This is a genomic window from Acinetobacter sp. SFB (assembly GCF_001647545.1).
GTDB lineage: Bacteria > Pseudomonadota > Gammaproteobacteria > Pseudomonadales > Moraxellaceae > Acinetobacter.
The window spans coordinates 178,899-202,982 of record NZ_LSZH01000016.1; the positions used below are offsets into that span (position 1 = coordinate 178,899).

Annotated in this window: 21 protein-coding genes and 5 pseudogenes; 15 read left to right on the plus strand and 11 right to left on the minus strand. The window is 41.5% G+C overall.

Features of this window, described 5'->3' with window-relative positions; translation table 11 throughout:
• The first annotated feature begins 56 nt into the window (after positions 1-56).
• The 11 genes and pseudogenes from AY606_RS14045 to AY606_RS14090 all read left to right on the plus strand — a co-directional run bounded on the left by AY606_RS14045 (position 57) and on the right by AY606_RS14090 (position 12,641).
• The gene (locus AY606_RS14045) at positions 57-2,465 is read left to right on the plus strand and encodes a two-partner secretion domain-containing protein (protein WP_067869996.1); all 2,409 of its coding nucleotides are present in this window, start codon (positions 57-59) and stop codon (positions 2,463-2,465) included.
• 217 nt (positions 2,466-2,682) lie between these two features.
• On the plus strand, positions 2,683-3,438 hold the full coding sequence (locus AY606_RS14050) for a hypothetical protein (protein WP_249409261.1): 756 nt from the start codon (positions 2,683-2,685) through the stop codon (positions 3,436-3,438).
• Between the two features lie 70 nt (positions 3,439-3,508).
• Positions 3,509-3,860: pseudogene (locus AY606_RS15950) on the plus strand (DDE-type integrase/transposase/recombinase).
• A gap of 592 nt (positions 3,861-4,452) precedes the next feature.
• Positions 4,453-5,004 carry a lipocalin family protein gene (locus AY606_RS14055; protein ID WP_067870001.1) on the plus strand — a complete coding sequence of 184 codons (552 nt, stop codon included), beginning with the start codon at positions 4,453-4,455 and terminating at the stop codon, positions 5,002-5,004.
• Positions 5,005-5,140: 136 nt separating this feature from the next.
• Positions 5,141-6,124, plus strand: coding sequence for an acyl-CoA desaturase (locus AY606_RS14060; RefSeq protein WP_067870004.1), 984 nt, complete (start codon positions 5,141-5,143; stop codon positions 6,122-6,124).
• Positions 6,124-7,410 carry an NAD(P)/FAD-dependent oxidoreductase gene (locus tag AY606_RS14065; RefSeq protein WP_067870007.1) on the plus strand — a complete coding sequence of 429 codons (1,287 nt, stop codon included), beginning with the start codon at positions 6,124-6,126 and terminating at the stop codon, positions 7,408-7,410. Before AY606_RS14060 ends, AY606_RS14065 begins: the two co-directional genes overlap by 1 nt.
• Positions 7,411-7,419: 9 nt before the next feature.
• Positions 7,420-8,214, plus strand: a complete 795-nt coding sequence (locus AY606_RS14070; RefSeq protein WP_067870010.1) for a DUF1365 domain-containing protein — start codon at positions 7,420-7,422, stop codon at positions 8,212-8,214.
• Positions 8,211-9,407 carry an SAM-dependent methyltransferase gene (locus AY606_RS14075; protein ID WP_067870013.1) on the plus strand — a complete coding sequence of 399 codons (1,197 nt, stop codon included), beginning with the start codon at positions 8,211-8,213 and terminating at the stop codon, positions 9,405-9,407. The genes AY606_RS14070 and AY606_RS14075 overlap by 4 nt, the downstream gene beginning before the upstream one ends.
• A gap of 26 nt (positions 9,408-9,433) precedes the next feature.
• Positions 9,434-10,213 carry a DUF1295 domain-containing protein gene (locus AY606_RS14080; protein ID WP_067870016.1) on the plus strand — a complete coding sequence of 260 codons (780 nt, stop codon included), beginning with the start codon at positions 9,434-9,436 and terminating at the stop codon, positions 10,211-10,213.
• An 8-nt stretch (positions 10,214-10,221) separates the two neighbouring features.
• Positions 10,222-11,271: an SAM-dependent methyltransferase gene (locus tag AY606_RS14085; protein WP_067870019.1), complete on the plus strand. Its 1,050-nt coding sequence runs from the start codon at positions 10,222-10,224 to the stop codon at positions 11,269-11,271.
• A 47-nt stretch (positions 11,272-11,318) separates the two neighbouring features.
• A complete protein-coding gene (locus AY606_RS14090) occupies positions 11,319-12,641 on the plus strand; it encodes a sensor histidine kinase (protein ID WP_067870022.1) in 1,323 nt (440 codons plus the stop codon).
• 5 nt (positions 12,642-12,646) lie between these two features.
• On the opposite strand, the gene AY606_RS14095 is transcribed toward AY606_RS14090, so the two are convergent.
• From AY606_RS14095 to AY606_RS14115, 5 genes are all read right to left on the minus strand, one after another.
• Positions 12,647-13,333 carry a response regulator transcription factor gene (locus tag AY606_RS14095; RefSeq protein WP_067870025.1) on the minus strand — a complete coding sequence of 229 codons (687 nt, stop codon included), beginning with the start codon at positions 13,331-13,333 and terminating at the stop codon, positions 12,647-12,649.
• Between the two features lie 17 nt (positions 13,334-13,350).
• Complete coding sequence (locus AY606_RS14100; protein ID WP_067870028.1) at positions 13,351-13,851, minus strand: chalcone isomerase family protein; 501 nt, start codon at positions 13,849-13,851, stop codon at positions 13,351-13,353.
• A complete protein-coding gene (locus tag AY606_RS14105) occupies positions 13,821-14,399 on the minus strand; it encodes a nuclear transport factor 2 family protein (RefSeq protein ID WP_067870031.1) in 579 nt (192 codons plus the stop codon). The genes AY606_RS14100 and AY606_RS14105 overlap by 31 nt, the downstream gene beginning before the upstream one ends.
• Before the next feature lie 746 nt (positions 14,400-15,145).
• On the minus strand, positions 15,146-16,159 hold the full coding sequence (locus AY606_RS14110) for a phosphatase PAP2 family protein (protein ID WP_067870034.1): 1,014 nt from the start codon (positions 16,157-16,159) through the stop codon (positions 15,146-15,148).
• 87 nt (positions 16,160-16,246) lie between these two features.
• Entirely contained in the window at positions 16,247-17,011 is a 765-nt protein-coding gene (locus AY606_RS14115; RefSeq protein WP_067870037.1) for a COG4705 family protein, read from the minus strand.
• 316 nt (positions 17,012-17,327) lie between these two features.
• Here AY606_RS14115 and AY606_RS14120 point away from each other — a divergent pair, with 316 nt between their 5' ends.
• Positions 17,328-19,001 (plus strand): phosphoethanolamine transferase, encoded by a 1,674-nt coding sequence (locus tag AY606_RS14120; protein ID WP_067870040.1) that lies wholly within the window; start codon positions 17,328-17,330, stop codon positions 18,999-19,001.
• Positions 19,002-19,103: 102 nt separating this feature from the next.
• Here AY606_RS14120 and AY606_RS14125 read toward each other — a convergent pair whose 3' ends face one another.
• Complete coding sequence (locus tag AY606_RS14125) at positions 19,104-19,370, minus strand: hypothetical protein (RefSeq protein WP_067870042.1); 267 nt, start codon at positions 19,368-19,370, stop codon at positions 19,104-19,106.
• 37 nt (positions 19,371-19,407) lie between these two features.
• Positions 19,408-19,794: a hypothetical protein gene (locus tag AY606_RS14130; RefSeq protein ID WP_067870044.1), complete on the minus strand. Its 387-nt coding sequence runs from the start codon at positions 19,792-19,794 to the stop codon at positions 19,408-19,410.
• Between the two features lie 383 nt (positions 19,795-20,177).
• Between AY606_RS14130 and AY606_RS14135 the strand changes: the two are divergent.
• The 3 pseudogenes from AY606_RS14135 to AY606_RS15955 form a co-directional block, all read left to right on the plus strand.
• Positions 20,178-20,846: pseudogene (locus tag AY606_RS14135) on the plus strand (IS6 family transposase).
• A gap of 52 nt (positions 20,847-20,898) precedes the next feature.
• Positions 20,899-21,170 (plus strand): annotated as a pseudogene (locus AY606_RS14140) (DDE-type integrase/transposase/recombinase); the annotation flags it as partial.
• 44 nt (positions 21,171-21,214) lie between these two features.
• Positions 21,215-21,423 (plus strand): annotated as a pseudogene (locus AY606_RS15955) (DDE-type integrase/transposase/recombinase); the annotation flags it as partial.
• A gap of 2 nt (positions 21,424-21,425) precedes the next feature.
• Here the strand turns inward: AY606_RS15955 and AY606_RS15960 are convergent.
• From AY606_RS15960 to AY606_RS14165, 4 genes and pseudogenes are all read right to left on the minus strand, one after another.
• A pseudogene (locus AY606_RS15960) lies at positions 21,426-22,406 on the minus strand (helix-turn-helix domain-containing protein); the annotation flags it as partial.
• A gap of 124 nt (positions 22,407-22,530) precedes the next feature.
• Positions 22,531-22,926, minus strand: coding sequence for a type II toxin-antitoxin system tRNA(fMet)-specific endonuclease VapC (vapC, locus tag AY606_RS14155; protein ID WP_067870051.1), 396 nt, complete (start codon positions 22,924-22,926; stop codon positions 22,531-22,533).
• On the minus strand, positions 22,923-23,153 hold the full coding sequence (locus AY606_RS14160; protein WP_067870052.1) for an antitoxin: 231 nt from the start codon (positions 23,151-23,153) through the stop codon (positions 22,923-22,925). The genes vapC and AY606_RS14160 overlap by 4 nt, the downstream gene beginning before the upstream one ends.
• A 628-nt stretch (positions 23,154-23,781) precedes the next feature.
• Positions 23,782-24,084: Lrp/AsnC family transcriptional regulator (locus AY606_RS14165; protein ID WP_171255423.1), on the minus strand; the 303-nt coding region annotated here is incomplete at its 5' end.

Consider the following 24,084-nt stretch of genomic DNA (forward strand, 5'->3'; position numbering starts at 1 on the left):
TCATAAAAAAGAAAACGGCATTGAATTCATAAATTAAAGAATAAAGGAACGACAGCATGAATCGCATATATAGATCGATTTGCAACCTAAGGACTGGCACATTTATAGCCGTGTCCGAGAACGCGCGTAGCGCAGGCAAAAAGTCATCGTTATGTAATACGATGAGCAATAGCAGTGTAGATTTCGCCTTAAAAACCTTAGCCGTATCACTATTGGTGATATGCGGTACCAGTCTGGCGTATGCACAACCCGTAGGTGGTGTGGTATCGGCAGGAAACGCTAACATTAGCACTTTGCCGGGCAATATGACGATCCAGCAAACCTCACAGAATGTGGCGATTAACTGGCAAAGTTTCAACATCAATCGCGGCGAGTCAGTTAATTTTGTGCAACCCAATAGCAATTCTATCGCATTGAACCGCGTTCTGGGTTCAGATGCATCCAGCATTATGGGCAACCTGTCAGCGAACGGTAAAGTATTCCTGATCAATCCCAATGGTGTGTTATTTGGCAAGACTGCATCCGTCAATGTGGGCGGACTTGTGGCGTCTACGCTTAATATCAGCGATGCTGATTTTATGGCAAATAACTATAAATTTTCTGGCACGGAAACTGGTATGGTGCTGAATCAGGGTAGCATTAATACTACCGATGGTGGCTTTGTCGCATTATTAGGTGCCAATGTCAGTAATCAAGGCGTGATTGCAGCCAAACTTGGCACAGTTGCTCTGGCAGCAGGTAAAGCCATGACGCTGGATGTTGCGGGCGACAAGTTACTGAATATCGTGGTCAACCAAGACGTGGTCAATGCACTGGTTGAAAATGGTGGGCTGATTCAAGCCAATGGTGGTCAAGTGCTCATGACCACTCAAACTGCAGGAAGTCTACTTGGCAATGCAGTCAACAATACTGGGGTGATTCAAGCACAAACCATTCAAAATGTTAAAGGCACGATTAAACTGCTAGCCGGCATGCAAAATGGTAGCACGCTCGTTGCAGGAACAATTGACGCGAGTGCGCTGACAGGTGGTTCGGGTGGTTTCATCGAAACCTCAGCGGCAAAAGTGCGCATTAGCGATACTGCCAAGATTACCACCTCGGCACCTTTAGGCCAGACAGGAACCTGGTTAATTGACCCGCAAGACTTCAATGTCGGTGGTGACTCAACAGATAATATTTCAGGGGCTACCCTGTCAGCTTTGTTAGTGACCAATAGTGTCATTATTAGTACCTTAACAGGACTTAATACTACTCAGGCTGGTACACCTCCACTGACAAATCAGAATACCGCAATAGTGGTTAATGGTGACATCAACATCAAAGAGGCAGTCAGTTGGTCAGCCAGTTCCAGTCCCACAACCCTGACCTTACGTGCTGAGCGCGATGTCAACATTAACCAAGCTGTTACTGCAACCAATGGTAATTTTGAAGTGTGCTGTGGACGCGACATCAACGTCAATGCACCGATTACCACAGTCAATGGCAGTGTTTTACTGGCTGCTGGCCGTAATATAAACATGAATGCCGCAACCACGACGACTGATGGCAACATTACCTTCTGTGCAGAAGAAGATATTAATATAAATGAAAAAATTACCTTGACCCGAGGTACAACCATCCCAGATCAAAGCCTTGGCCTTCCTTTGGGCTTAGTGCTTAGTGCGGGTTATGGGGCGAACAAACCGGGTATTGATGGCGGCACAGTGATTTTTGCGCCACTTGCGCCACCGATCACCGTGACTGGTCCAAATGCACCCGTTACCATTAACTATAATCCAGTCTCTTATACAGCACCTACCGATTACTCTACGAACTTCGTACTCACTGACGCTAAACTGACACAACATATGTTGGTCTATGCAACCGGTGGTGACAAAGCATTTGATGGTTCAAATAAAACCACACTTTCGGGTCTTATCGGTAACCCTTCAGGCCTAAGTTTAGTTGCAGGTCCAAATAGCACAGCTACATTTAGTGATGCTGCTGTAGGAACAGATAAAACCATTACCTTTGATGGCTATAGCCTGAGTGGTTCAAATGCGGGTGATTTTGCCTTGGCTGCTGATTGTTGTACTGGTGTACGCACAACCACTGGAACGATATCAGCTGGCGGTGTACCACCAGTAGTCGTTCCTCCAGTAACTCCGCCTGTAGTCGTACCACCAGTTGTCACTCCTCCAGTAACTCCGCCTGTGGTCGTACCGCCAGTTGTCACTCCTCCGGTAAATCCACCCGGGGGTGTCCCGCCAGTTGTTATTGCGCCGGTCATTCAACCGACTCCACCAGGGAAATTGCCACCCGTCATCGTGCTACCTCCATTGCTTACAGTGTTACCACCAGCCGAATTGCCATCTGTAGAAGTATCAGTACCTCCTGTGGCTGTTCCACCCAAAACCGTAGTCATCAAGCAACCGCCTGTAATCTACGTGCCGCCCGTTTATCTACCTAAGCAGGATCGCAACTAAGGCTTTTTTAAGTCTGATTTTAGATCGGTCATGGACCGTATGAAGTTAGAGGGTAGCGAAACACCGTGCAAAGCCTGTCGATAAAATCTAATCGGCAGGAATTACTTTTGAGTAATAAGGTAATTCAATGAAAAATTTTATAAAAATAAGGCTAGTAGGTGCTAAAAAATTGTTGTCAGGAATTATATTTAGCAGAATCATACAATCGGCAGCAATTATGAAAAGTCTGCGGCTGAGCCTAGGTGTGATGTTGGGCTGTATGACGAGTCCAGGATATGCTGCCGGGACTCAGGAAGCGGGAATACCGGTCATTCCAGTGGTGGCCAATCACTCTAGTCAATCTCCAATTCATGCAGTGCCTGTTGGCTCACCAATAGCCAAGCTCAGCCCCAAACGCGCTAACTTTAAACAGGAAACTGGCACCCTAGCTTCTGTATATTTAGCAGATTGGGTGCTTGATTCAGGCGATAATCAGCAGATGCCTTTTGTGATTGTGGATAAAAAGGCAGCCAAGGTTTATGTGTTTGATGCATTGGGGCAATTAACGGGTACAGCTCCCGCACTTCTTGGCTTAGCATTAGGCGATAATTCAATCCCTAATATTGGTAACATGGCCTTAGTGAATATTAAACCAGAACAACGTACTACGCCTGCTGGTCGATTCGTCGCAGCCTTGGGTAAGAACATACAGAATAAAGAAATTTTATGGGTAGATTATGATGCGGCAATCTCATTACATCGCGTTGTTACCTCGTCTCCTAAAGAACGTCGCTTGCAGCGCTTAGAATCCCAAAACCCTTTAGAACGTCGAATTTCGTATGGCTGTATTAACGTTCCCGTCAAGTTTTATGACCAAGTGGTAAGTCCAGCATTCACTGGAACAAATGGAATCGTCTATGTGTTACCCGATACGCGTTCGATCCAAGAAGTGTTTGGATCATATAATGTCGCAGATCGCGCACTTGAGCAGTAAAGCACTGTTGCAAATAGGGATCTGATTCGAGGATGCGGACTGATCTAAATTTTGTGTAAGTACTTGGGCTGTGCGCTGGTATTGTCACTATGGCATTAGCTATCGTGAACTTGAGGCAATGCTTGCTGAACGTGGTGGGAATTCAGCATAGTATCTTCTTGGAAAAACTTTAAATCATGTGAAGAAGTGGCAAATTCCCCAAGTGATCAATACGGATAAACTGGGAAGAAAAATGTCCAGCAGACCTGAAGCACCGGCAGATTAAATACAAAAATAACGTGATGGAATGTGATCATGGCAAGCTAAAGCGGATCATCAGAGCCGCCTTAGGATTTAAATCCATGAAGACAACTTATGCCGCAATTAAAGGTATTGAAGTCATGCGTGCACCACGTAAAGACTAAGCTTGGTCATTTTCTTAGGGTCAGTCTCAGGGTGAAGTGTATTTAGTAAATAGAGTTTTCGGTCTCTAAGTCCTTTTTAAAGGAAGCACCCTCGAATCAAATCTCTATTTGCAACAGTGCCCTTTGATGAAAGGTCTGCACAATCTATATTTATAGATTGACTCAACCCCTTTACATGTCTGTAAAAACAGCGCATCCAGCGTCATAAATTCTGAGTTAACCGAGCAGAACAATTTTCAACCTATATTGTAAGCGATGATGGCATTTAAGGCTGAATACTATGCCAATGGCATTCAAATCGATGAAAATGAAATGAATGATGCTCAGTTTTCAAGTTTGCTCAGTGAGCAAAGATTCCATTCCAGGGCAGCCTCGCTTGTACCATATTCATGCATCTGCTGAATGAAGCACCTAGGGCAAATGATAGCAAAGCATGGCTTCGAATTAGGGAAATTTGTATTAGTCTTTTTTGCAAAGTATCTATATCTATAACATGTGCCAAAACCTTAAGCTGTTTTAATTCTAGATACTGAATTTCATGGGCTTCTCTTCACGCTTTGTTCACATCTCCTTGCGTTATCTTAACTACAGGATTAAATAAGGCTGGAAAATGAATACTCTATTAAAGTCAATTGCGGGTACGGCACTGGCGATTATCGGTTTAAACTTATCTGTTAACGCTCAAGCGGAAACGACTGTACCCCAAGCGGTGGACAAAGTCGACATTCAACAGTATGCCGGTAAGTGGTATGAAATTGCCCATCTACCGATGTATTTTCAACGTAAGTGTGTTGCCGATATTACAGCCAAATACAGTGTAAACGCTGATAAAACGATGGGCGTATTAAATAGCTGCCGTATTGCAAGCGGTGAAATGATCAGTTCCGAAGGGGTTGCCTATCCGCAGAATGAAGGGAATAGCAAACTTAAGGTGAGCTTTTTGCCTAAGGGCTTAAGATGGTTGCCATTGACTAAAGGTCATTATTGGGTATTACGCATCGACCCTGACTATAAGGTTGCACTGGTGGGTGGGCCAAGCGATAAATACTTATGGATCTTGTCTCGTGAGCCTCAGATAGAAGAGGCGACTTATCAATCTTATTTGCAAACAGCACAACAGTATGGCTATGACGTCAGCAAGCTGGTCAAAATGCCGCATTAATCTTCAAGCCCTTTGCCGAGCTGCCAACATCTCCCTTCCCAGTTCGGCTTTTTTTATTCTGCTTCACATAAAATTGATATCAATACGATTAAACTGCTTGAAAGAAAATAGAATATTTTGCCATTAGGATAAGTCCATGTTGAAAAGTCTGATGCGATGGGTTGATAGTTGGTCCATGCCTGCACAGGCAGAAACGATTACGGCTGAAAATACTCAAATCCAGTGGCTTCGCATCTTGCCCTTTATTCTGTTGCACCTCGCTTGCCTTGCGGCGTTTTGGGTCGAGGTATCCTGGTTTGCAATTGCTTTTATGCTGGTCTTTTACCTGATTCGCATGTTTTCAATTACTGCATTTTTTCATCGCTACTTGTCGCATAAGACCTTTCAGACTTCACGTGTGATGCAATTTATTTTTGTATTACTTGGCACCATGAGTGCACAGCGTGGTCCGCTGTGGTGGTCAGCACATCACCGTTATCATCACCGTTATACCGACACCCTGCAAGACCCACATTCATCCACACATGGGTTTTGGTACAGTCATGTGGGCTGGTTTCTGAATGAATATAACTTTGCTCCACGTAAAGAAGTGATTAAAGATTGGCTCAAATACCCTGAACTGATCTGGCTGGACCGTTTTAGTCTGATTGTGGTGCTGCTCACTGCCAGTGGAATTTATGCGCTGGGAGAATGGCTGGCCCTGAGCTATCCTCAATTGGGCACGTCGGGTTTACAGCTGCTGGTATGGGGATTTGTGATCTCTACGGTTTTACTGACCCATGCCACCTTATGTATTAATTCACTGGCACATCACTCTGGCAGCCGTGACTTCGATACAGACGATCAAAGCCGCAATAATTTATTTTTGTCGATCATTACCTTAGGTGAAGGTTGGCACAACAATCATCACTATTATGCCGGCAGTACCCGCCAAGGGTTTTACTGGTGGCAAATTGATGTGACCTATTATATTTTAAAAATCATGTCTTGGTTCGGACTGGTCTGGGGTTTGAAACCGATTCCAGCACGTGTGTATGAGTTCAGCAAAATTGCGCAAGCCAGAAAACTGAAAAAAGCTGCAAAGAAAGGCGCTCAAAATATTCAATCTGGGGAATCATGATGAAAATTGCCATTATTGGCTCAGGTATTTCCGGGCTGTATGCCGCGTGGAAACTGGGCAAAGTACATGAAGTGACCGTATTTGAAAAGAACAATTATTTTGGTGGGCATACCGATACCCATCAGCTCAATATAGACGGGGAACACGTTGCGGTAGACAGTGGTTTTATTGTCTTTAATCAACATAACTATCCATTGTTTTGTGCCATGCTGGAAGAGCTCGGCATAGCCTCACAAAGCAGTGACATGGGCTTTTCCGTCAACAATCAGGTCACAGGACTGCAATACAATCCTTCGAAAAAATTCTCTTTATTGCGTCGACCACAAAACTTCTTGAAATCTGATTTTCGCGCGATGCTATCCGATCTGTTCAGGTTCTATGCAGCCAATAAAGATCTGAATGTTGAAGATATCGACGCAGGGCTCAGTATTGATGAGTATTTAAATCAACATGCTTATTCGCAGGCCTTTCGTCAGGAGCATCTATACCCGATGTGCGGCGCGCTGTGGTCTTGTCCGGTCGAGCAGGCAGGGCAGATTCCGTATAAATTTGTGGTGAGTTTTTTTCAGCATCACCGCATGCTGCAACTCAAAGACCGGCCATTATGGCAAACCGTGAAAGGGGGTTCAGCACGCTATGTCCGTGCGATTCAGGCGCAGGGACAGAACATTCACTTCCGCAAGGTCGGGGCTGAACAGGTATCACGTACTGAAAATGAGGTCTTGATTAAAACCCAGCAGGGCACGGAACGCTTTGACTGGGTGGTATTTGCCAGCCATGCCGATGACAGCCTGAAGTTACTTAAGGATCCTTCCGAACGGGAACAGGCTGTATTAGGTAATTTTCGTTATCAGGCCAACCGTATGGTGGTGCACTCGGATATCAGTATTATGCCGAAATCCATGCATCAGTGGGCGAGCTGGCATGTCCACGTCACCCCGAGTCGGGCATCAGAGCAAACACCGTTCCAGAACAGTGATGTTCACTATGGCTTTAGTTACTGGATGAACAAACTGCAAAACCTCAACTGCAACACTCAAATCTTGGCCACCCTCAATCCAAATTTTGCCATTGATCCTAAAAAGATATGGGTAGAACGACATTACCGTCATCCGGTATTTGATGCTAAAGCCATTGATGCACAAAGACGCTGGGCTGAGGTGAATGGTCAAAATCGTACTTTCTACTGCGGCGCTTACTGGGGCTGGGGCTTTCATGAAGATGGGGCTCGCAGTGCCTCATGGGTTGTGGATCAGTTGCTAACCCAGACTGGGCAGGCCGCTTAGGAGAGTCATATGCGCATGTATCCACTGGCTGTTGCCTCTGCACAGATTCGCCATCGCCGTTATTTGCCCAAATCGCATGCATTTAGCGCACAACTCACTTACTTATGCTTTGATCCCGATCAAATTGAAACCTTTAGCCAAAAATCATGGCTCTGGTCTTCTCGCCGCTGGAATTTTCTGACGCTGGATGAGCGTGATTTTCTGAACATGGAATATGGCTCGATTCGGCAGAAAATTTCCCGCCTGCTGATCAAACAAGAAAACTATCGATTAACCCATACCGATGCCATCAGGGTATTGGCTTTACCGCGCACACTCGGTTTTCGTTTTAATTCGGTGGTGTTTTACCTGGTCTTTGATGCGACCGAGCAACCCGTGTTTGTGCTCAGTGAAATTACCAATACGCCGTGGAATGAACGTAAAGTCTATATCCATGATTGCAGAAAAAATGCAGTTGAACATGCACCGTATCAGTCGCATCAGTTCGACTTTCAAAAAGCCTTTCATGTGTCACCGTTTATGCCAATGGCATTGGATTACCGCTGGCGCTTCAGCTTTTCCGATCAGCAGAATGTGATCCATATGCAGTTGTTTGAACACAATGTCCTGCAATTTGATGCCACCATGAATTTTAGCCTGCAGAGCATCACAAATCCTTCACAGCAGCATCGTTATGCTGTCTCTAAGGTATTCGAACCCTTCAAGATGGTCATGGGGATCTACCTAAACGCCTTTCGTTTATGGAAGAAAAAAATTCCGTTTTACCCGAATCCTAAAAAAGACAAAGGAAATACATTGCTATGAAAACATTGTTAATGGGAGAACTCAGCACATTACCTGTGGTACTGCGCCATTTACTGAAATTGCAGCATGGTCAGCTGATCTTCAAAGGGGTCTGGAACGGAATTGTTGGGGAAAACAGTGACTTGCATGCAGTGATTCAGGTACACGACACACGTCTCATGGATTTACTGTTCAAAAATGGGGTTCTGGGTGCAGCGGAAGGCTTTATTCTGGGTTACTGGAGCAGTGAGGATCTGGTCAAGGTGATTCAAATTTTGGCCCGCAACCGTGATGTGCTGGACCGGATGAATCAGAATGCTGTGGTTAAGGCCAGCCAGTTCTTTTTAAAGACTTGGTATAAATCACGTAAAAACTCGATTGATGGCAGCCGTAAAAATATTGCCGAGCATTATGACCTGAGCAATGAATTTTTTAAACTGTTCCTCGATTCCAGCATGATGTATTCAAGTGCGGTGTTTAAAGAGCCGAGCATGAGCCTGGAACAAGCCTCAGACTATAAAAAAGAGCTGATCTGCCAGAAACTGCAGCTTAAGCCGATGGATCATCTGGTTGAAATCGGCAGTGGCTGGGGTGGTTTTGCCATTTATGCCGCCCAGCATTATGGCTGTAAAGTCACCACCATTACCATATCCAAGGCCCAGTATGAAGAGGCTGTGGACCGAGTGAGAGCAGCGGGACTGGCGCATCGGGTCGATGTGCAGCTGAAAGATTATCGCTTGCTGGAAGGTAAATACGACAAACTGGTGTCGATTGAAATGATTGAAGCCGTGGGTGAACAGTATTTACCGACCTATTTTAATAAATGCCGTCAGCTGTTGAAGCCGAATGGTTTGGCACTGATTCAGGCCATCACTATTGAAGATGCACGTTATGAAAAAGCCCTAAATACCATCGATTATATTAAGCGTTATATTTTCCCGGGAAGCTTTATTCCGTGTGTCAGTGTGATGACTCAAGTGGCATCAGCACAAAAACTGCGTCTAAAGCAGCTTGACGATATTGGGCAAAGCTATGCAGAAACCCTGAACTGTTGGCGTCAGCGTTTTCTGGCACAGCGCGATCAAGTATTGCAACTTGGCTTCGATGAAAAGTTTATGCGCATGTGGGATTTTTACCTGTGTTATTGCGAAGGTGGCTTTAGAGAAGGTGTCATCAGTGATGTACACCTGCTGTTTGAAGCCAGTGCTTACTGAGTAGCAATACAAGAGGGGAGACTGAGATGTTGCTTCATTTATTTTTAGTCAATATTTTTATTATGTTCTGCAGCTGGATACTGGTCACCTATAACAAGCGTGCGGGACTGGTCGACATTAGCTGGAGCTTTAGTATTGCCCTGAATGTGATTGTAGCGGCTTGGGTAGTAGAAGATGCCCCTGTGCTGGTACGCATGTTTCTGGGACTGGCCAGTGGGATATGGTTTTTAAGATTGAGCTGGCATCTGCTGCGTCGTTATGCCAATGAAACCAAAGAAGATACCCGTTATGCCAATATGCGCCGAGCGATGGGAGATTATCAACATTTGGGGTTTTTGGCATTTTTCATCTTTCAGGCAGGTTTAGTGCTGCTGTTTTCCTATCCAATGCTGGAACTGCTGAGCATTCCAGCACAGCAGTGGAATGGATGGACAGTCGCTGCCGTTATTCTGGCTGCAGTGATCATGCTGGTAGCACTGATCGGTGAGACTGTTGCTGATCAGCAGTTGTATCGCTTTAAGCTTAATCCAGATAATCAAGGCAAAACCATGGATCAAGGCTTATGGAAGTATTCACGCCATCCCAATTATTTTTTTGAATGGCTGCACTGGTTTGCCTATCCGCTATTAGGCTTGGCTGCAGGCGTGTATGGACTTTGGCTTTATCCGATTTTGATGTGGCTATTTTTGTACTACATCACCGGTATCCCCTTTAGCGAAAAACAAGCCCTGGCACACCGTGGCGACAATTACAAAGATTATCAAAGACGAACTTCATTGTTTATTCCGTGGCAACCCAAAGAGTAGCTAAACACATGGATTTTATGATTAAAAATACCCTAAAACTGATTGAAAGTGGCAAAGTGCCAGATCAGGCAATTCGTGCAGCAATCCGTCATTTAAGTAAAAAACGTTTGGCACAAGAAGGGCGGTTTGATCCAGCTCTGGCGGCACAGCGCTATATGGATGTGTTGCAGATGCTTCAACACAGTGACATTGCCATTGAAACGGACAAAGCCAATGAGCAGCACTACGAGCTGCCGACCGAATTCTTTCAGGCGGTACTCGGTCAGCGGTTAAAATATAGCGCCAGTTTATTCAACACTCATAAAACCACGCTTGATCAAGCTGAAGAATTGGCGCTGGCAAGCTATTGTGAACGGGCCCAATTACAAGATGGGCAGGATATTCTTGAAATTGGTTGTGGCTGGGGCTCCTTGAGTCTGTGGATGGCAGAGCACTATCCAAACGCAAAGATTACTGTGGTGTCTAATTCGGCCACACAACGCTTATACATTCAGGAACAGGCACGGTTAAAACACTTTGATCATCTGAGTGTGATCACCTGTGATGTGAATGTCCTTGAATTGGCTGCAGAATCTTTTGACCGTGTGGTTTCTGTTGAAATGTTCGAGCATGTGCGTAACTATCAGAAGCTGTTTGAGAAAATTAGCACTTGGCTCAAGCCCGATGGCTTACTCTGGTGTCATATTTTCTGTCATCGTTTCCTGCATTATCCATTCGAAGTCAAAAATGAGTTTGACTGGATGTCGAAGTATTTCTTCAGTGGCGGATTAATGCCGGCCGTATCGACATTCTTGCATTTTCAAGATCATTTACAAGTGATCCAGCATTGGCAATGGCCGGGCACCGCTTATGAGCGTACCGCAAATGCATGGCTTGAAAATATGGACCGTAGCGCCACTATACTGAAACCTGTATTTGAAAAAACCTATGGCAAAGATGCGGCTGCCTGGTGGCAACGTTGGCGCATTTTCTTTATGGCGTGTGCTGAATTATTTGGCCATGAAAAAGGCCAAGAGTGGGTAATTGGACATTTCTTGTTTAACAAGAAAGTCCTATGATACTTTCATCGCGTTTAAATTAAAGATCAAGTAAAAGAGATGAGTTTATGTTTAAGCTGTTTCGAGACAAACGTGCTCATCCCTTAGGTGAGGTATTTAATCGTTATTATTGGTTGCAAATCGGCCTAATCGCCATGTCAGTGGTCATCGGCATTGGCTGCAGTGCCTGGGTGATCAAGGGCACTTTACTGAAAACTGCACTCGAACAGGAAATGTCACATTATTGGGAGCGTTTAGAGCGAAATCCCAATGCAGACCTGCCAGATACCAAGAACCTGTATGGCTATCGCTGGAACACCGAAGTACCGGCTAAATTGCAAAATATGCAACTGCACCAAGGTGTCAGTCGTCATTTTATAGATGGCAAAGAACGTATGACGGTCTATGGTGAACGCAATGGACAGCATGTGTTTCTGGTTTTTGGTGAGAGTAATGTCAATAAACTGATCTGGCTGTTTGGACTTGCCCCCTTAATGGTGAGTCTATTTGTCTTATATAGCCTGCTGTGGTGGTGGAACCGTCGTGCGCGGCGCTATTTTTCTCCCATTACCCGTCTGGCCAATGCACTGGAAAATATTGACTGGGAACATCAAAACAAAGAAGCTTCGCCATTTCAGGACATTAGTACCGAGGCCAATATGGAAGCGGAGTATCTCAAACAGGCGTTGGAAAAATATCATCAGGTGTTGAGTGGATTTATTAACCGTGAACGTGAGTTTACCGGTGATGTCAGCCATGAGCTCAGAACGCCATTAACCATCTTAAAAGGCAATGTACAGCTGTGTCAGACCCGTTATGGTGACAATAAATCCTTTACCCGCTTGCAAAACACCATCGAAGACATGCAGCTTTTGGTCGATACTTTATTGGCGATCGCACGTAACACCACCAATACCTTAACCGCTGAAAATACCATGTTGTCGGATTTGCTGGATGAACTGGTGCAAGATTTAAATCCTGTCAGCCATGCCAAAGGGATACAGATTGATTTGCAAAAAGACCTGGATGAGCAAACCCGTAAAATCTATCCATCCATGACCAAAATGGTATTTAGTAATATTTTACGTAATGCGTTGAACTATTCTCAGGGTTCAGAAATTGATGTGGTTTTACAAAAAAATAAGGTCCTCATTGCGGACAATGGTATCGGGATTCATTTACCCAACGATGCCAAAGTGCAAGAGCTCTCAAATCGTCAGTTACAACTGCAGGTGAAGGGGCATGGTATTGGCCTGCAATTGGTGCAAAAGCTCTGTATGCAATTGGGCTGGCGTGTGGAGTTATTTGACCGTCAGTACTATATCAGCACACATCAGGATGTGAATTTAAGTTCGACCACAGGCTTAATTGTGGTCGTCTATTTGAACTAGGTCGACTAAGGCTCTAATGAAACTTTGAGGCCGACCCCCGAAACTGTATGAATGAGTTTTTGTGCAAACGGTTTGTCGACTGTTTTGCGCAAGTTATAAATATGACTGCGCAGCGCATCACTTTCAGGCTCTTCATCGCCCCAAAGCTCCATCATGATTTCCTGTTTGGTCATGACCTTCGGAGAGTTGCGCATGAGAAGTTTGAGTAATTTAAACTGGATGGGCGGCAATTCAATGGTCTGACCGGAACGGCTTAAATGCTGACGGGCCGGATCTAAAACCAAATCATGAATTTTGATCTGACTATTTGATACTTCGCCAAGTGAGCGTTTAATCAAGGCCTGGACGCGCATCACCAATTCATTAAAGTCAAAAGGCTTGACCAGATAATCATCTGTGCCTGATTTAAAGCCTTTGAGTTTATCATCCAGCGTATCGCGTGCGGTCAGCATCAGGACGGGAATGTCCATACCTTGCTGGTTACGTAGCCACTCGCACAGCTCGTAACCCGAGCCATCTGGCAGATTAATGTCCAGAAGTAGTACATGATAGGGACGCTGCTTAAGTAAATGACGCGCAGCATCTAAATTCCGGGCATGATCGACTACGAAGTCATGCTCTTCCAGGAACTCGCACAAGGTAGAGGCAAGTTCATAGTGATCTTCAACCATGAGAACAAAATGTTTAGACATAACCTTGGGTTCTGAAATTAATTTAACAGTTGTTGCTTCAATTTAGCACTAAATGGGACTTTGCCGAGCCAAATATTAAAATATTGCTGGGCTTGAGCATCTTGAACCTGTCCAAGCACTCGCTGATTCAGGGAAAGGACCAGTGTTTTGCTGGAATGCACATAATTGAGACGATAAAAATCACCTTTTTTGACTGGGCGATATAATGCCGTCACCTGGTGCAAAGCCGAGCTTTCAGTGTAGCCATTGATGTTCTTTTTTAGAAAATGTGTTGCTGCACGTTTAAAGGCCCATTCCGGAATATTGTGACTATAGGCAAAATCCATTTGCATGCTTTGGCCTTGCCATGTTTGGGCACAGTTTTCCGCATAATAGTTGGCTGTGCCGACCTGCTTTTGTCCGACCAGTAATTCGCCTGTACTACATTTCAGCAGTTTATTGGCAGATGCCGGTGGACTGATAGCACATGCCATTAATACGCTAAAACTTAAGGTGATTTTTTGAATGGCAGTACCCATGAATAGACACCTCCCACATAAGGTAATGCACGATACAGGCCATTTGCCGGATCCCAGAAATCTTGCTGGAAGATAATCTTATTGCTGTCATCTACCTTTATTTCACTAATGCCATAAGAGGCCATAGAGCGTGTGCTACCAAACATTTTAAAATCATAGGCCATATGCCAATGCACATAGGCAGAATCATTATAGTAAGAGGTATTTAATAGTTTCACGGTGACATTGCTAACACGTTTATTCATACCTTTGAAGTGCTCAACCAAGTCACTACGCGATGAAAATTGTGACAAAGTATCATTAATATACAGCTGGTCTGCATATAAGGAACTGGCTTTTTCTACAAATTCGGGTGTACCCAGAGTGTTAAAGGTTGAAGTAAATCGAGTCCCAATCTCTAATGCTTGAGCATTATCGAGTTTTACACCTTGAATACTGTTGCGAGCCTGACTGTAATCTGAGGAATAGCTGGGAATACTTTTGCAGCCTGATATATACAGCAATGGCAGCGTAAGGGCGGCTGCTATAATTTTTTTAGCATGTTTCATGATTCTGTCCATTTTAAATCTTATTTTGCTACTTTAGACAGGGTGTCGTGAACAGAATGTGAAGATGAAACGCTGTTGATCGAAAATAAATGCAGTAAACATGGTTGGATCTCAGTCCTTAATTACAACATGATAGCGATGAGAAAATAGGGACTAAACCTTCAGGCTATTTTTCTTTGATGAGCTGTTTTGTACTCCACACCCGATCAACTGGAAAAATATGAAACTCTACTGATAAAAATGCCTGTAATACAATAATATCTCCATCATTCAGGCTAGTTTTCGTCTTGAGAGCAATCCTATCATCATGGATTTTTTCTTCTCATGGGTAAGAGAAAAAGGAAATAGAAAAAAATGGCTATTTCCTCTGTTTCAAAAAGCTATTTCATGCAAAGTTTTAGATTTTGTCATTGAGCTAATAATGTGACTTATCGCAGTAACTCTTTTACCTTCGCTAAAAGATCTCTACAAAATCGCGGGCTATTCAATGCCTGATTTTTTGTCTATGCTCTGTTTGAGATTATCGCTAGAATTGAGTCTATTAATACTGTAACTATTTTTAAAAATATCCACCTTTATTTTATATAACTACTTAATTCTATAGATAAAATAATTTAACAATATAAGCGTTTAACAGCCACTAAACTTATAAATATATAGCCAGCTTTTATATAAATTTCTTTTTCGCAGTGAAACAAGCTTATTACGACACAAAAATAATATTCACATCTGCAGCAGTAAATGAATTAAGACGGTCTTAAAATTTGATTCCACTTTAATAAGAACGGAAATTGATAGACTTCAGCATATATCAGCGTGGCGATCAGGACGAAAATAACACTCAACCACACCATATAAATCTGCAGAGCTGACCAACGGATTCGCCATGAAATCTTTCCATGGGCAGTTAACCTTTCTGTCAGACTAATCGCTACAATGAGCCATAATGTTCCTACTAGAAAGCCCCCCAGCACATCACTTAAATAATGCTCATTCAATACAATTCTGCTTAATCCCAACAGTCCAGCAAAGAAGAGGGTAGTCAAAAATATATGAACTTGCCGGATAAAGTTTTGGCTAAAACGAATAGCCAGGTAAGCCATAAACCCATATAAGGCAATGGCAATAGTGGCATGGCCACTAGGGAAGGAGTATGAGGACTCAAACAGTAAAACATCTTCTGGTCGCATGCGATGAAATAATAGTTTACTTATTTGGGTAAATATAGAACTTCCTAGAGTGGATACAAGCAACCCAATTAATATATAGGGTTGGCGAATGACCCAGCATAGGGCAGCGACTAAAATCACCACCAAACAAGAAATTGCTGTAGAACCAAAACTGGTGATCAGAATAAAAAAATTCACCACACCGGGTTCACGCAGCAGATTCATCTGCTGTGAAACAAAATGATCAACTGTCACGATTGAATCTGAAGTAACTACATCTTCAACCAGTCCGCTAAACAAAGCTAAAATATAGCCGATGACTAAAATTAAAAGAGTGAGAGATAAACCATAAAAATTTTGTTGTTGAAATCTTCTCGACAAAAAATAAAAAAAACCTGGATAAGTATTTTTTAATAGAATGAACAGTTTGTTTTTCAAAAAAAACGCTTTAAGTCTCATCCCATATTGCATAAATCCAGCAAACGTTTGTCTGCCATAATGAGTAATTAAATACTGCAGAACCCATAAAAGAATAACTACTAATAAAGTTATGATACTTAAGAGGAATAATTGTTGATTCGAGGGAGTCATGCGTAAATTATTATCCTTTTGGAGCAATTTTTTGTGAGTTTCATTACTTAAGACAGCAATAATACTAATGCCTAATACGATCTATATCTAAGCTTCTCTTACACCAGATTTATGACTAAAATGAATACATAATAAAATAGCAATCAATATGACAGCTGAAGCGGTGAAGCGGCTTAAGTCCAGACCACCCGAAGCGATCGGTTTATCCAGAAAATCACCCACCACTGCACCTAATGGACGAGTTAAAACAAATGCACTCCAGAATAATAAAGTCCGTGAAATACGAGTAAATTTGTACAAGATCAAAATCATGAGAATAAGACCGACAAAAAGTACAATTCCACCGCTATAACCCAGTCCCATCGTATCAGCTGACCAATCGCCTAAAGCTGTACCTAGTGTTTGGGAAAAGGTAATGGTGATCCAATAGAAAATTTCTGCCCGTGGATAATTTACCGTATGGGGTGAAATACTGCCTTCAACTTTATACCAGCTGAATAAAGATAAGCAGACCAAGCCAAATAACAGACTACTTCCGCCGACATATCCAATACCCAATGAGCGATCGACAAAATCTGCTAATGTCGTACCCACGGTCGTACTGGCAATAATGGTAAACCAATACAAATAAGGGCGGTAAGATTTAGCCCTGATTTGAAAAACCAGTAATACTATAAAAAATGCAGCAAAAATAAAGGTACTTACCAAGTAGCCTAAATTGAGCGACATAGACAGTGCATCTCCCCCAGTTTCACCAAAAGTTGTGGCAAAAACTTTAGTGATCCAGAAAATTGCAGTTATTTGAGGAACTTTAGAAAGGTGAGTCGTAATGCTTGGTTCTTGTTGATTCATCAGCCTGACTCCTTCAAAGTCTTTTCTGATAATTTAAAACAAACTCATTAATCTAATCTTAAGATTAAATAATGTTTTTTATTCTTATGGCTCGAAGTAAATAAAGTAGGTATTAACTTAATTCACTTATCAAGCCTACCTCCAAATCCTAAAATTTTAGTCCTATAAACTTACCCAAAAAGAGCAAGTCCTTATTATTTAATTCACCTAAACAATTGATTTTATTTTTAAATTATAGATAACTATTATATTGTCTAACTTAATTTTAAAGTTTAGTATCTAGAATATAATTTTAATAATTAATAATTGGTTACTGATGCCTACTTCGTTCTTAAAACTCAAAAAATTACAAAAAACCATTACTCTCATGCAGTTTAATTTGATTCTGGCGATTTGGTTGGGTCTGGTTTTAAATTTTGCTTTTTTTGAAAAAATTAATCAACTTACGCCCTATCAAGGCATAAAATCGATGTTATTTTTGGGGGCAACAGTAATTGTCATAGTTGCAACCTATAACCTGCTATTACAATTAATCAGTTGGAAATGGGGTGCTAAATTTTTTGCAAGTCTATTGGTTATTACTGGTGGATTGAGTGCCTATTTTGTGAATAGTTTGGGCGTCATCATTACCCCCGATCAAATACAAAATTTACTCCAAACAGATGTCAGGGAAGCGAAAGATTTATGGTCTATACGTCTAATCATTTGGACGCTCATTTTTGTTATTTCCCCCCTGGCTGTTATGGCCACATTAAAAATTGAGAAAGAGTCCCTACAGAAACAAATATTAAAAAAAGCTGTTATGAGTTCAGTTTCTATCCTCTTCATAGTGACTTTATTATTTTGCTTTTACGTTGATTATGCAGCGATATTCCGTGAACATCGTGATCTAAAAAGCATGATCTCACCCCAAAATACAATCGCCTCTACTCTGTCTTATTATAAGAAAAAAAGTCCTAAAGAAAAATTACCTCTTATTTCCTATGGTGAAGATGCTCATGTAGTACAACCTGCCCAACCGTCTAAGCAGCCTAAATTGATGGTTTTAGTGGTAGGGGAAACAGCCCGGGCTGAAAGTTTTTCCTTGAATGGCTATGCAAAAAATACTAATCCAGAATTATCAAAACTAAATATCATCAACTTTAGTCAAGTAAGTTCTTGCGGTACTGCAACGGCAGTATCCCTTCCGTGTATGTTTTCAGGAATGATACGTAAAGACTATGATGAAAAATTAGCCAACCATCGTGAAGGTTTACTGGATATTGCACAACGTGCAGGCTATAAAGTCACATGGATTGATAATAATTCTGGCTGTAAAGGTACGTGTGATCGAGTTGAACAATATCAAATTCCCCAAGCATTAAAACAAAAATGGTGCGATGCCAGCGGTGAATGTCTGGACGAAATTTTAGTGGATAGTCTGCGAGACTATTTAAAAAATCTGCAAAAAAATGATACCGCATCTCATTTAATTGTTTTGCACCAAATGGGTAGCCATGGGCCGGCATACTTCAAACGTTCCAAAGCCCCTTATCAACCGTTTCAACCTATGTGTAATAGCAATGCCATTCAGGGATGCAGCACCACTGAATTACACAATAGTTATGACAACTCGATTGTTTATACAGACCATGTATTGAGTCAAATCATTCAGACCTTAAAACAGAATACTGACTACCAAACTGGCTTCTGGTATTTATCTGATCATGGTGAATCGACTGGAGAACATGGTTTATATTTACATGGCGCACCTTATTCTATGGCACCGACTCAACAAACCCATATCCCTATGCTGATGTGGTTTTCAGAGACATGGCAGTTAAAGAATGCAGAACAAGTCGCCTGTTTAAATACTCAATCAAAGCAAATCTTGAGTCATGACAATCTTTTTCCGAGTTTATTAAGCCTACTGGATATTAAAACTCAAGTAATTGAATCGAAAAATGATATGTTAAAAGATTGTAGTCACGCTCTAAAGAATAAAGTCTGAACCGTGAGTTGAATAGCCATCGAGGTTATAGACACCTAAAAAGGTGTCTATAACTGAGGAAAAATCATGAATAAAAGTATAAATTCTGGGAGATTTATAAATTTATTGACCTAATTCTTTGTCAGTTAGCTGAAAACTAAGTAGCTCTGAATGTGCATTAGAAAGATTCAAATCCTGTAATAAAGCCGTTTCTGAAAGAAACTTTGAGGTTTTAGGCTCATAGCTGTTCACGACTTTTATAATTCCTTTTAATGTCTCCACTGGATCTGAGTCGACATATGAAAGGGAGGGGTACTCAAGGCAATAACCCACATATTTGAGGGTGTCTTCGGACCACATCACTTTATAGCTATAATTTTTTTTGTTCAAAAGTAACTCCTCGATATATTATTATGAACCGCTAGCTTTATAGAAATTGAGATATCAAAACATTTTGCTGAAGAGATTCTACTGTATTCAGTACAGAAAGTAGCCCATCCATACTTTTCAGTTGTTCCATAGGAATTCCTCCGGTCAATAGATTAGGCGAGTTGAGAAAATGGTGTATCCACTCGATATCACCACCATTCAGAGTGTATATAGCCTTGTAAATTCGAATGAGGATTAATGCTATTTCTTCTTGTTTAGAATTAGGATCTAGCATTAGGGTAGCTTCAGATAAATTCACATCAACCGATTCAAGATGCAGAATTTTTATAAATTGCTCTGGCTTCAGTCCAAGATGTTCAGCAGCTTTCCATGAAGCTTTGACTAAAATTTTAGATTTATCTATATGTTGGGAAAGTGGACTCATAAAAATGCCTTTAATATAAGAAAGAGTGCTTTTTTACACTGCCTTGAAAAATAAAAATTATCCTAAAATTTGTTCTATTAGCCTCATAAAAGCGCGGATTTAGTCTCCACGTTTTTTTATAGCCTTCTTGGAGTAAATTGAAAAGTTTTCTGCATGAAAATTTTTCCCTCAATTGGGTGTTCAGCAAATATAGTTGTTGGTTTCTTTTTAAGCAATTGGGCTAAATAAGCACTTGATCAAACATACCCCATAAAAGCTGTCATAAATAAAATGATTACTCTCCTGGGCACTGTTGCAAATAGCCTGACATGCTAAGCTAAATATCTTGTTTGTCAGAGATACAGTTGATGAATCCATTTCATGGTCGGCATTTTCGTGGCTAAATCATTCTTTGGGCTGTACGTTGGTACTGTAAATACGGTATTAGTTATCGTGAACTTCAAGAAATGCTTGCTGAACGAGGTGTGAATGTTGATCACACCACAATTTATCGTTGGGTTCAGCATTATGCTCCAGAAATGGAAAAACGGTCACGCTGGTATTGGCGTAATCCTACAGATTTACATTCATGGCATATGGATTAAACTTATATCAAAGTAAATGGGCGATGGTCTTACCTGTATCGTGCAGTTGATCAACGTGGTCATACCCTTGATTTTTACCTTTCTTCTAGAGGTAATACCCAATCAGCCTATTGTTTTCTAGGAAAGATTTTCAATACGGTGAAAAAATGGCAGATTCCATGTGTTATCAATACAGATAAAACAGCGACCTCTGGCCACGCTTTATCACGTTTAAAGCGAGAAGGAAAATGCCCAATCGACCTTGAACATCGACAAATTAAATATAAGAACAATTTAATTGAATGTGATCATGGCAAGCTAAAGCGGATCATCAGGGCCACGTTAGGATTCAAATCTATGAAGACGGCTTATGCCACAATTAAAGGTATTGAAGTCATGTGTGCACTACATAAAGGACAAGCTTCGTCATTTTATTATGGTCAACCTCAGGGTGAAGTGTGTCTAATCAACAGGGTTTTCGGTCTCTAAGCAATTTTAAAGGGAACATCATCGACTCAAATCTCTATTTGCAACAGTGCCNACGCTTTATCACGTTTAAAGCGAGAAGGAAAATGCCCAATCGACCTTGAACATCGACAAATTAAATATAAGAACAATTTAATTGAATGTGATCATGGCAAGCTAAAGCGGATCATCAGGGCCACGTTAGGATTCAAATCTATGAAGACGGCTTATGCCACAATTAAAGGTATTGAAGTCATGTGTGCACTACATAAAGGACAAGCTTCGTCATTTTATTATGGTCAACCTCAGGGTGAAGTGTGTCTAATCAACAGGGTTTTCGGTCTCTAAGCAATTTTAAAGGGAACATCATCGACTCAAATCTCTATTTGCAACAGTGCCATTTTGGCTGGGTCTATACTGCATTTGTTATCGCTGTATTTTCACGAGCGATTGTAGGCGGGAAAGTATAGACACGGATGAATACGAATATGGTTCTGGATGTGCTTAAACAAGCGATTTATAGTCGTGATATGCCTGAAAGTGTGATTCATCACATGAGGAGCACTGCTCCGCAAGAGGCGTGCAATATTTATCTATTCGTTAGCTCAGCTTTCGTCCCTCATACATCAGGTCCACAGTCCCATCCGGATACTCCAGAAATGAAATGTATTGTCCAACTAATTTCTGGTTCAATTCAGTAGGTTCAAGCAGATAAATACATTTGTCATACGTCAGGGTCAGATTCTTGGTGACCTTACGCGGTTCCTGCCAGGTAAAAATATCATCCAGTTCAGCATCAGACTCAGTTAGCGGCCGATGCAAGTTCTTTGAGTTCCTCGCACATTTGGCGAACTTCTGATTGAACTGCTCAATAAAGCAGGGGCAACCAGGCATTTGCTTCTGCAATCGAACAGATGCCTTTCAGACGCTCAGACGATCCTGAAGGGTTCTACGCGACCCTTGGCCTATGGGGGGTTGGCGAAGATAATATCAATGTTTAACTCATTCATAATCCGCCCAAATTGTGTGATCTTGCTGTCTTGGCTCGATTTCTGATTCACTCGGAATACCGAGTGTTTATCGCTATAAAAGGCCAAAGGCTTGCCATATTGCTCAATGTAGGCTCGGGTTGAAAGGCATATAGTCAAAGGTCGTTTCAGCCTCACAAAAGCAATCACGGTTATATCGAGGCTGATATGGGCGTTTTAGGCGTTTGGATCACGGAATCCACAGCTCATTGGCCGTTATCCAGCGCCGAAGTGTTTCTACCGGGATATTCAGGTCAAATATGCTGCTGAGCTTCTCATGCGCTAAGGTGGGTCCAAAGCCCAGCAGATGTTCAGAAATAATGGAAAGACATTTTGATTTTAATAACTCATCATGGCGACGATGGCCAGGTTTACCACGACTGGCATGTGCCATACTTGAAACACCGTCTTGATTGAGCTTCTGTAATAACCGGGTAATTTGACGGGTGGAAAGATTCAGGATTTCAGCAGCACGGACCTGGGTAATACGATGATCTCGAACGTCTTGCAACACAGTAAGACGTTGAATTTCTTTATCAGACATAGACACCAACATATCAAACCGTCCGCTAAGGAAATTGCAAAAGTGCATATTCTAAAAGGGAACATTTTTACTTTGGAGAAACCGGACACTTCTATTTAGGGCTTACACTAGCCCTACATAGGGCTAGACATAGTGATTAGACCCAATTCTCTAGCTTTAGACCATCAATCTGTTCAAATTCTTTTGTGTTGTTCGTGACTAATACAATATCTAAAGCAAGGGCATGCGCTGCAATTAACATATCCAAACTACCAATGATTGTACCTTTTGACTGTAGATCTTGACGTAGTTTGGCGTAATACCAGATCGCTTTCTCATCGTAAGGTAAAATATCTAAGGGTGATAAAAACTTATTCAATGTCTGCTTATTACGCTCAGATCCAGACTTTTCGATACCAAAAGCTAACTCTGATGCAGTTATGCTTGAAATCGCGAGCTGCCCAAGCTGATATTGCTTGAAACGTTCAAAGACTTGTTGTGGTTTATGATTGATCACGTAGATACAAATATTTGTGTCTAAGAGGTAAATCATTTTAGGTCCTCACGCAATTGCTCACCTTGATCAGCTCGTTCCATTTGAAAACCTACTTCAAACTCGTTAATTGCTTCTAACATGATGTCCCAAGGGTTTTCGATAGGCATTAACAGCACACCACGACCAAAACTTTTAATCGCTACTTCAGTACCATTAAAACGAAATGCTTTAGGCAACCTAACCGCTTGACTTCGACCTGTTTGAAAAACTTTAGCAACTTCCATTTTTTATCTCCTAATAAGATAGATACCATTGATGTATATCATATCATTAAATAATTTATGGCGTGTGATTTGTTGTAATTGGTGAATGACTTTAATTCGTACTCTAGGTGTAATTCCAAGCCTGATCTAAAAGATATAGGCAATAAAAAACCCCGACATCCTGTCGGGGTTTTTTATTTAGACCATACTGTTCAACTTGTGCGATATCCAACATCCAATTAATGAGAACTTATCATTATTGTTTTTTGTTCCGGAACATCCTGTTCTTATGCCTTGATCATATGAAAAAACAATGGAGTCTTCTATTCGGAAAATCGCTAAATTGACGTAAGTATATGCTTACATATGGCTAAAAATTGTCCTCTTTTTATCCGCAGAAATTGGGGATATTTTCTGCCCTGGGAAGACCGGTAACATTGAGAAAAGTTTCAATTTGATTAAAAAACGATCAATTATATTGGCGGAATATATCAAAATTGTTTAAAAAAAGCCGACTTGTTTCCAAGCCGGTTTTTTGCTGTTTCTTGGGTTCTATTTTAATATAAAAAATTGATATTCAATGATTATTACAATCGAGTTTCGTATAAGCTGTATTATGTTAATTTTAGGAAATCTTGACCTAAAAATATTATTGCGAAGTTTTAACTGGAAAACCTATGAATGGTTTTATTTCTTTTAGAACAAACATACTCTGCATTTCTTTTATTCCAGGCAATCTTCTAATTGTTGACATAGAGAACTCAGCATAAGTATCAAGATTTGGGGATACAACTTGAAGTAAGAAGTCTGCATCACCTCCAATGCTGTAACATGCAACGACATAATCTAAAGCTGTCACTTCTTCCTCAAATTTTTTAGCTTCTTTTTCACTATGGCTATCAATAGATACACGTATAAATACCATTACACCTAAATCTATTTTTTTACGATC

Bases quoted from the DNA above. Each gene is read 5' to 3' on its own strand.
- AY606_RS14045 (WP_067869996.1), top strand. From the start codon at position 57: ATGAATCGCATATATAGATCGATTTGCAACCTAAGGACTGGCACATTT.
- AY606_RS14050 (WP_249409261.1), top strand. From the start codon at position 2,683: ATGAAAAGTCTGCGGCTGAGCCTAGGTGTGATGTTGGGCTGTATGACG.
- AY606_RS14055 (WP_067870001.1), top strand. From the start codon at position 4,453: ATGAATACTCTATTAAAGTCAATTGCGGGTACGGCACTGGCGATTATC.
- AY606_RS14060 (WP_067870004.1), top strand. From the start codon at position 5,141: ATGTTGAAAAGTCTGATGCGATGGGTTGATAGTTGGTCCATGCCTGCA.
- AY606_RS14065 (WP_067870007.1), top strand. From the start codon at position 6,124: ATGAAAATTGCCATTATTGGCTCAGGTATTTCCGGGCTGTATGCCGCG.
- AY606_RS14070 (WP_067870010.1), top strand. From the start codon at position 7,420: ATGCGCATGTATCCACTGGCTGTTGCCTCTGCACAGATTCGCCATCGC.
- AY606_RS14075 (WP_067870013.1), top strand. From the start codon at position 8,211: ATGAAAACATTGTTAATGGGAGAACTCAGCACATTACCTGTGGTACTG.
- AY606_RS14080 (WP_067870016.1), top strand. From the start codon at position 9,434: ATGTTGCTTCATTTATTTTTAGTCAATATTTTTATTATGTTCTGCAGC.
- AY606_RS14085 (WP_067870019.1), top strand. From the start codon at position 10,222: ATGGATTTTATGATTAAAAATACCCTAAAACTGATTGAAAGTGGCAAA.
- AY606_RS14090 (WP_067870022.1), top strand. From the start codon at position 11,319: ATGTTTAAGCTGTTTCGAGACAAACGTGCTCATCCCTTAGGTGAGGTA.
- AY606_RS14095 (WP_067870025.1), bottom strand. From the start codon at position 13,333: ATGTCTAAACATTTTGTTCTCATGGTTGAAGATCACTATGAACTTGCC.
- AY606_RS14100 (WP_067870028.1), bottom strand. From the start codon at position 13,851: ATGGGTACTGCCATTCAAAAAATCACCTTAAGTTTTAGCGTATTAATG.
- AY606_RS14105 (WP_067870031.1), bottom strand. From the start codon at position 14,399: ATGAAACATGCTAAAAAAATTATAGCAGCCGCCCTTACGCTGCCATTG.
- AY606_RS14110 (WP_067870034.1), bottom strand. From the start codon at position 16,159: ATGACTCCCTCGAATCAACAATTATTCCTCTTAAGTATCATAACTTTA.
- AY606_RS14115 (WP_067870037.1), bottom strand. From the start codon at position 17,011: ATGAATCAACAAGAACCAAGCATTACGACTCACCTTTCTAAAGTTCCT.
- AY606_RS14120 (WP_067870040.1), top strand. From the start codon at position 17,328: ATGCCTACTTCGTTCTTAAAACTCAAAAAATTACAAAAAACCATTACT.
- AY606_RS14130 (WP_067870044.1), bottom strand. From the start codon at position 19,794: ATGAGTCCACTTTCCCAACATATAGATAAATCTAAAATTTTAGTCAAA.
- vapC (WP_067870051.1), bottom strand. From the start codon at position 22,926: ATGATTTACCTCTTAGACACAAATATTTGTATCTACGTGATCAATCAT.
- AY606_RS14160 (WP_067870052.1), bottom strand. From the start codon at position 23,153: ATGGAAGTTGCTAAAGTTTTTCAAACAGGTCGAAGTCAAGCGGTTAGG.